General features: G+C 72.9%; 10 protein-coding genes. All 10 read left to right on the top strand.

Annotation, left to right across the window (positions count from 1 at the left end; translation table 11 throughout):
* Nucleotides 1-9: 9 nt before the first annotated feature.
* Complete coding sequence (locus P3G67_RS29585; protein WP_276096224.1) at nt 10-465, top strand: hypothetical protein; 456 nt, start codon at nt 10-12, stop codon at nt 463-465.
* Entirely contained in the window at nt 462-1,385 is a 924-nt protein-coding gene (locus P3G67_RS29590; RefSeq protein WP_276096225.1) for a hypothetical protein, read from the top strand. The genes P3G67_RS29585 and P3G67_RS29590 overlap by 4 nt, the downstream gene beginning before the upstream one ends.
* The gene (locus P3G67_RS29595; protein ID WP_276096226.1) at nt 1,372-2,775 is read left to right on the top strand and encodes a V-type ATPase 116kDa subunit family protein; all 1,404 of its coding nucleotides are present in this window, start codon (nt 1,372-1,374) and stop codon (nt 2,773-2,775) included. Before P3G67_RS29590 ends, P3G67_RS29595 begins: the two co-directional genes overlap by 14 nt.
* Nucleotides 2,772-3,194 carry an ATP synthase subunit C gene (locus P3G67_RS29600; protein WP_276096227.1) on the top strand — a complete coding sequence of 141 codons (423 nt, stop codon included), beginning with the start codon at nt 2,772-2,774 and terminating at the stop codon, nt 3,192-3,194. The genes P3G67_RS29595 and P3G67_RS29600 overlap by 4 nt, the downstream gene beginning before the upstream one ends.
* A 2-nt stretch (nt 3,195-3,196) precedes the next feature.
* Nucleotides 3,197-3,418: a V-type ATP synthase subunit F gene (locus P3G67_RS29605; RefSeq protein ID WP_276096228.1), complete on the top strand. Its 222-nt coding sequence runs from the start codon at nt 3,197-3,199 to the stop codon at nt 3,416-3,418.
* Complete coding sequence (locus P3G67_RS29610; protein WP_276096229.1) at nt 3,415-3,939, top strand: hypothetical protein; 525 nt, start codon at nt 3,415-3,417, stop codon at nt 3,937-3,939. The genes P3G67_RS29605 and P3G67_RS29610 overlap by 4 nt, the downstream gene beginning before the upstream one ends.
* Nucleotides 3,936-5,636 carry a V-type ATP synthase subunit A gene (locus tag P3G67_RS29615; RefSeq protein ID WP_276096233.1) on the top strand — a complete coding sequence of 567 codons (1,701 nt, stop codon included), beginning with the start codon at nt 3,936-3,938 and terminating at the stop codon, nt 5,634-5,636. Before P3G67_RS29610 ends, P3G67_RS29615 begins: the two co-directional genes overlap by 4 nt.
* Nucleotides 5,633-7,030 (top strand): V-type ATP synthase subunit B, encoded by a 1,398-nt coding sequence (locus P3G67_RS29620; RefSeq protein ID WP_276096230.1) that lies wholly within the window; start codon nt 5,633-5,635, stop codon nt 7,028-7,030. Before P3G67_RS29615 ends, P3G67_RS29620 begins: the two co-directional genes overlap by 4 nt.
* Nucleotides 7,027-7,680 carry a V-type ATP synthase subunit D gene (locus P3G67_RS29625; RefSeq protein WP_276096231.1) on the top strand — a complete coding sequence of 218 codons (654 nt, stop codon included), beginning with the start codon at nt 7,027-7,029 and terminating at the stop codon, nt 7,678-7,680. Before P3G67_RS29620 ends, P3G67_RS29625 begins: the two co-directional genes overlap by 4 nt.
* Nucleotides 7,677-7,776: universal stress protein (locus P3G67_RS29630; protein ID WP_276096234.1), on the top strand; the 100-nt coding region annotated here is incomplete at its 3' end. The genes P3G67_RS29625 and P3G67_RS29630, both read left to right, overlap by 4 nt.

Below are 7,776 nucleotides of genomic sequence, written 5' to 3' on the forward strand. Positions count from 1 at the left end.
GGAGGTCTAATGGCAACGTTCCGGGATTTCCTGATGCGATTCCGTCCGGCCAGCGCTCCTGGGCCGACGGCCACCGGTGTTCCAGCCGACCGCTCCGCCGAGCTGGCCGCCGAGCTGGCAGCGCCCCTGGCCCTGCTGGAGGAGACTGAGTCCGAAGCGCGGACCATCCGGGAGAGGGCTGCCGAGGAGGCCCGGCGGATTCGCCGTGAGGCCGACCTGCGGGCCGCACAGCTTCTCTCCGAGGCCCGGGACCAGGCCGTACCGCTTCGTCAGGAGACCGCGGCGCACACGCGTGCCACGGCCGAGCGCGAGGCCGTCGAGCTGCTCGCGGCGGGTGACCACATGGTCACGGCGCTGCGCCGAAGGGCGCGGGAACGCGTACCAGCCCTGGTCGACCGGGTCGTGGCGCAGGTCCGGCACGACCTGCGGGCCTCCGGCACCGACGAGGAGGGGAGGCCACGGTGAGCGCTGGATGGGTCGCAGGGGTGACCCGGGCCAGGGCCATGCTGTCGCGACGGGTGGGCGCCTCCGGCGCCCGGCAGGTCGCGGCGGCCGAGGATCTCGGCGAAGCCCTGCGGTACCTGACGGCCACGCCCTACCGGAAGTACCTCCAGGCAGGCGGCACCCTGACGGATGCGCAGCGAGCGGTCATGGCGACACTGCTGTGGCATCTACGGGTACTCGCGGGATGGCAGCCGCGCGAAGGCGTGGCCGCTGTACGGCTGCTCGCGGCCGGGTTCGAGATCGCCAACGTCGAGGACCACCTCCGGACGCTGCCCGGGGAACTCCCGCCCGAGCCGTACCGACTCGGCGCGCTGGCCACCGCCTGGCCACGGCTGGCCAGGACCGGTGGCCCTGACGAGTTGCGGGCCGCGCTCACCGCTTCGGCGTGGGGCGATCCGGGAGGCTCCTCGCCCGCACAGGTGGCGACCGGGATGCGGATCGCGGCCGCCAGCCGCACCGCTGCCGCGGTGCCGTCCGCCGCCCGCTGGGCCGCGGGCCGCGCCGCGCTGCTCGTCGCCCGTGAGCTGTTCGTCGGCGCCCGCGAGCTCACCGAGCCCACCGCCCGGCGGGCCAGCCGTCTCCTGGGGCCGACGGCCATGGCCGCGCGGACCTTCCCGGAATTCCGGGAACGGCTGCCGCACACCGCACGGTGGGCGGTGCGGGATGTCGCCGACGCAGACGGCCTGTGGCGGGCCGAAACGGATTGGTGGACCCGGATTGAGCAGGACGGATTCGAGCTGCTGCGCGACTCGCGGTTCGACGCCTCCAGCGTGGTGGGCACAGTCGCGGTGCTCTCCACGGACGCCTGGCGGGTGCGGGCCGGCCTTGAGATGGCCTCACGCGGTGGTCAGCCCATGGAGGCCTTCGATGCCCTGGTCTGAGGCCCTGACACCGGTGCGCATGCAGCGCGTGGCGATCATCGCGCCGCACACGGCGCTGCGGGAGATCCTGGTGCTGATCGCCGACGCAGGCTGCGTGGAGATCGATCGGATCGACGGTCTGGGGCACGGTACGCGAGGCGCGGCACTGCGCCTTCGTCGGCTCCGGTCCGAGCCCACCGGCGCCGCGTTGAGCGCCGCCGTGCCGGACCTGGCGGTGTTGGAGCGTGAGGGCCATGCGGAACTGCTGGCCGGTGAGGCGCAGCTTGAGGAGCGTGCGGACAGCGCTGTGGTGCGCGGGGCCACCGCCGCGCTCGCTGGTTGGTGTCCGGCCGACCAGGTGCCCCGACTGGCGGAGCGGTTTGTCGACGTCGGCGGCGTGCTCGTTCCGCTGGAGACGCCGCGCGGCGTCGACCCGCCCACTTTGCTGCGCGCGACCGGAGCCCCGGGCCGCTCGTTCACGAGCCTTGTGACGGCGTACGGGACCGTGCCGTACCGCGACGTCGATCCCAGCTGGCCCGCGGGCATCGCCTACGTGGTGATGTTCGGCGTGATGTTCGGCGACGCCGGGCACGGGCTGCTGCTGCTCCTGGCCGCAGCCCTGCTGTATCGGCGTCGCCCCCGGTGCCTGGCGTCGCTGCACACCATGTGGCCGTTCGTGGCCGGGGCGGGGATCGCGAGTGCGCTGGCCGGGGTCGCCTATGGCGAGTTCTTCGGCCCGACGGGCGTGTTGCCGGTGCTGTGGCTGGACCCGGTGGGCCAGCCGCAGCGGTTGCTGGTGAGCGCGGTCGCCTTCGGCGGTCTCCTGCTGGCGTTGGCCTACACGGCAGGGACCGTCAATCGCTGGCGGGAGGGCGGCCCGTCCACCGCGCTCTACGCGACTTCCGGGATGGCTGGCTCCGGCCTGTTCCTCGGGTTGGTGCTGGCCGCCGCCGGGGTGTACCTGCACGTCGACGCGATCGCGCTGCTCGGGGCGGTGATCGCGACGTGCGGTCTGGGGCTCGCCGCGATCGGGCTGTTCGTCGCCTCCGGCGGTGGATTTGCCGGGACGGTCCAGACGGGCGTTCAACTCTTCGACGCGGTGGTGCGGATCGGCTCGAACCTCGTCTCCTTCGCGCGGCTCGCGGCCTTCGGACTCACCCACGCCGCCCTCGGCCAGATCGTGTGGCGCGGCACCACGGCGCTCGCGCACCGAGGGCCCGGGGCGCTGGTCGGGGCGGTGCTGCTGTTCGTCGTCGGCAACGCCGTCGCGTTCGCGCTGGAGGCCCTGGTGGCCGGAGTGCAGGCGCTGCGGCTGGAGTTCTACGAGCTGTTCTCCCGGGTTTTCCAGGCGCAGGGCCGTCCGTTCCGTCCCTGGCACGTGCCCGTGCGACACACGGAGGTTTCACCGTGACCACCTGGCTGATCGCCCTGCCTGCTTTGGTCGCCGCCTTCTGTGCGAGCCGTTGGCTGATCCGTCGGTGCGCAGGGAGGGCGCTGCGGTGGATCCTCGCAGCCAACTCCCTTCTGGTCGGCGGAGCACTCGTGTTGCTGATCGTCGCGTTGAACGGCGGTGGCGCGCAAGCGGCTCCCGCAGCCGCGACCACCCACGGCTCGGGCTCCGGCTCGGCCGCGCTGATCGGTGCCGCCATCGCGGTCGCCGGATCGTCGATCGGCGCTGCCATCGCCGTCGCCTACACCGGAGCGGCGGCGCTGGCGGTGATGAGTGAGCGGCCGGAGATGTTCGGCCGGGCGATGGTCATCGTCGGACTCGCGGAGGGCATCGCCATCTACGGCCTGGTCGTCGCGATCATCCTGATCGGAAAGTCCTGACCGTGGGCACAGTGGCCGCCATCGGTGAGCGGACCAGGGTGGCCGCACTGGCCCTGGCCGGTGTCACAGTGGTACCCGCCGAGGGCCCCGAACACGTGCGGGAGGCGTGGGCCGCCCTGCCGACGGACGTCACGCTCGTGATCGTCACACCCGCCGCCGCCGACGCCTTGGGGCCCGAAGCGCTGGACGGTGTCCGCCCGCTGACCGCGGTGATGCCGGTATGACGGCGCCCGGCACCGAGCGGTCCGACGCCCTGGAGCCGGTCCGTGACGCGTTGCTGCGCGCCGCCCGGAAGGACGCCGAAGCGGTGCTCACTGAAGCCCACCGGGCCGCCGCCGCAGTCCTCGACGAGGCCCAAGCAAGGGCGACAGCGATCCTCGACGAAGCCCGCACTCAAGGCACCGCGGACGGGACGGCGGACGGCGCCGCGCTCCGCGTACGAGCGCGCCGCACCGTGCGGGCCCGCGAACTGGCCGCCCGGCGCGAGGCATACGACGAACTGCGCCGGCGCGCGACAGCGCGGGTACGGCGGCTGCGGACCGAATCGGAATACCCGTCCATGCGCGACGAGTTGGTGGCACGTGCCCGTCAACTCCTCGGCGCCGACGCCTCGGTCAGCGAAGACCCCGATGGTGGAGTGGTGGCCACCGCTCCCGGGCGCCGCGTCGACCTCACGCTGGACGCCCTGGCCGGGCGGGCGCTGGAACGGTTCGCCGCGCAGGTGGAGACCCTGTGGGCGCCATGACCCGGGAGTGCCGTGTGCTGCGCGTCGCCGGCCCGCTCGTCGAGTTGGAGTACGTGGGCGGCACCGCGATGTACGACCTGGTGTCCCTGGGCGAGGCCGGGCTGACCGGAGAGGTGGTGGCGGTCAGCGGGGACGTGGTCACCGTCCAGGCGTACGAGTACACCGGAGGGCTCGCTCCTGGGCACCGGGCCCGGCCGCAGGGGCGGCCGCTGACAGTGCGGTTGGGACCCGAGTTGCTGGGTGGGATCTTCGACGGCCTGTTGCGCCCACTGTCCGACAGCGGCGACTGGCTGCTGCCCGGCAGGCGCGAGAGACACGACGCGGACCGCTCGTGGTGGTTCACACCTCGCGTGGCCGACCAGCAGCAGGTGGCCGAAGGGACGGTGCTGGGCGAGATCCGCGCGGCGGGGCCGGTGCCCGTCCGTGTCCTCGTGCCACCGGGGTGCCACGGACGGGTCACCCACCTCGCCGCCGAGGGACGTCACCCGGGCGACACGGTCCTGGCGGTGGTGAACGGCACCGAGATCGGGATGGGCGCGAACTGGCCGATCCGCCGCCCACGCCCCGTCCGCGAGCGAGTCACCGCACGTGAGCCCCTCAGTACCGGTCAGCGCGCCATCGACCTGCTGTTTCCCGTGGCCCGAGGGAGCACGGTCGCCGTACCCGGTGGCTTCGGCACGGGGAAGACCGTGCTGCTCCAGCAGATCGCCAAGTGGTGTGACGCCGACGTCATCGTCTACGTCGGCTGCGGTGAGCGCGGCAACGAGATGGCGGACGTGATCACCGAACTGTCCGCTCTGGAGGACCCGCGTACCGGAGGGCGGCTGGCCGACCGGACAGTGGTCATCGCCAACACCTCCAACATGCCGATGATGGCTCGCGAGGCCAGTGTTCACACCGGCGCCACGGTCGCCGAGTACTTCAGGGACATGGGACTGGACGTCGTCGTGATCGCCGACTCCACCTCCCGCTGGGCCGAGGCACTGCGCGAATTCGCCTCCCGCACAGGCGGGTTGCCCGCCGAGGAGGGATATCCCGCCGGGCTCGCCTCCGCGATCGCGGCCTTCTACGAACGGGCCGCCGCGGTCACGACCCTCGGCGGTGCCCGGGGCTCCGTCACGGTGATCGGTGCGGTCTCCCCGCCCGGCGGCGACATGACCGAACCGGTCACGGCGCACACCGAACGGTTCGTGCGCTGTCTGTGGACCCTCGACCGGGACCTGGCCTACGCCCGCCACTACCCGGCGATCTCCTGGTCGGGCTCGTTCTCCCGCGACGCCACCGCGCTCGCCGACCCGGCCCGGGCCGAGGGGCGCGGGCGGGTCGCGGCGCTACTGGCCGAGGCCGACCGGCTGGCCGATCTCGTAGACCTGGTCGGTATCACCGCCCTTCCCGACCAGGAACGCGTCAGCGTGCTCGCCGGTCGGCTGATCCGGGAAGGCGTGCTCCAGCAGAACGCACTGTCGGCGCGGGACGCGTACTGCGCCCAGGAGAAGACCACGGCGCTGGTCGACTCGGTGCTCGCGGTGGTGGCGGAGTGCCGCGCACTGGTCGACTCCGGCATCCCGGCGGCCACCGTCGAGGAGGTCGACTTCGCACCCGTGCTGCGCGCCCGTGAGGAAACCGGCCCGCACGACGCCGCGGGCGTCACGGAACGGCGGAACACGATGCTCGCCCAGCTGCGGGAACTGCCATGACGGCCATCGGCGAGATCGAGTACACGCAAGTCAGGGAGCTACGCGGCCCGCTCGTGGTGATCGGCGGCGTGGCGGGGGTCGGCTGGGACGAGTTCGTGCGGATCGTCCTCGATTCCGGCGAGCAACGCCACGGGCTGGTGCTGGAGGTCAACCGCGACCTGGCCATCGTGCAGGTGCTGGAGGACACCGCCGGTATGGACCCGGAACGCGTCCGAGCGTCCTTCGCGGGAACGCCGCTGCGCGTGCCGGTCGGACAGGGGTGGCTCGGGCGGATCTGCAACGGGCGCGGGGAGCCCGTCGACGGTGGGCCGCCGGTTTTCGGACCCACCAACGCGGCGGTCGGCGGCAGCCCGATCAACCCGGTGCGCCGAGAGCCGCCCGGCGAACCCGTGCTGACCGGCGTGGGCGCGATCGACGCGCTCACCACGTTGGTGCGCGGCCAGAAGCTTCCGGTGTTCTCCGCGGCGGGCCTGCCGCACCTCGAACTGGCGACGCAGATCGCGGCCCAGTCCACCGTCCGGGGAGAGCCGTTCAGCGTGGTCTTCGCCGGGATGGGACTCACCCACGCCGACGCGACGTTCGTCCGGGACGCCCTGGAGGAGCGGTCCGCCGCAGGTGAACTTGTCCTGCTCCTCAACACCGCGGACGACCCGGTGATCGAACGGATCCTCACCCCCCGCCTGGCGCTCACCGTCGCCGAGCACCTGGCCTTCGAAGAGGGCAGACATGCCCTGGTGGTCATGTCCGACATGACCGCGTACGCAGAGGCGCTGCGGGAGGTCTCCGCGGCCCGCGGGGAGGTGCCGGCACGCCGCGCCTACCCCGGCTACCTGTACAGCGACCTGGCCTCGCTGTACGAGCGCTGCGGGCGGATCCGGGGGCGGCCGGGCTCGGTCACCGTCCTGCCGGTACTGACCATGCCGGCGAACGACATCACCCACCCGGTCCCGGACCTGACCGGCTACATCACCGAGGGCCAGATCGTGCTGTCGCACGAAGTCCACGCGCAAGGGGTCTACCCGCCGGTGGACGCGCTGTCCTCGCTGTCCCGGTTGATGCGCAAGGGCGCCGGGCCCGGCCGTACCCGCGCCGACCACCTTGAGGTCGCCGCGCAGTTGCTCGCCGCCCTCGCCCGTGCCCGGCAGGTCCGCGAGCTGGCCGACCTGGTCGGGCGGTCGGCGCTGAGCTCGACTGACGCCCGGTACCTGGACCTGGCCGAGGCCTTCCTGCACCGCTTCGTGGCGCAACGCGTGGACGAGGCGCGTCCGCTCGACGAGGCGCTGGAGCGCGCCTGGCAAGTGCTGCTCACCCTGCCGCGCAGCCAACTCACCATGCTGCCAGCGGAATTGATCGACGCACATCAACCGCCGGAGGCGAAGGAGCAGGACGGATGACCACGACACACCGCGTGCCACCCGGCCGGGCCGGACGCCTGCGCCTGCGCCACAAGCTCGACGCCGCCAACCGCGGCGCCGACCTGCTGGAGCGCAAGCTGCGCATCCTGCGCGACGAGCACCAACGCAGGCTGCGTGCCGAGGAGGCGGCCTCGCGGGCCTGGCACGAGCGGTCACGCGAAGCGGAGCAGTGGTCATTGCGCGGCCTCCTGCTGAGCGGAGAACGCGCTCTGGACATGGCGTGCCCGGCTGCCTCCGCGCGGGTTGACGTCGAGTGGTCCACATCCATGGGCGTGCGCCACCCCGCCGGGTTCTCCTACGTCGCGGCGGTCCGAGCCGACACCGAACCGTTGCCCCGGAACACCGCGTTGGCGCACGCGGAGCGGGCCTACCAGGAGGCTGTGCGGGCGGCGGCCGCGTACGCCGTGGCGCGCGCCGCCGCCCGCCTCGTCGGCGACGAGGCGGCCCGCACCCGCCAGCGAGTGCGCGCGTTGCGCCGCCACTGGATCCCCCGGCTGACCGAAGTGCTCGCGGCAGCGGACCTTGCCTTGGAGCAGGCTGAACACGAGGACTTCGTCCGTCACCGATGGGCCGCCGAAGCCCGGCGGACCGCGCAGTGGCGGGGCGATGAGCGCGGGAGGCAGCCATGACCACCAGCACCTGGGCCGGAGACATCGTGGTAGGCGTCGACGGCTCGGAGGACTCTGACCGCGCTCTCGACTGGGCCGCCGCCGAGGCCGACCGCC

Origin of the sequence: Streptomyces silvisoli, assembly GCF_029269905.1 — a bacterium.
GTDB classification, from domain to species: domain Bacteria; phylum Actinomycetota; class Actinomycetes; order Streptomycetales; family Streptomycetaceae; genus Streptantibioticus_A; species Streptantibioticus_A silvisoli_A.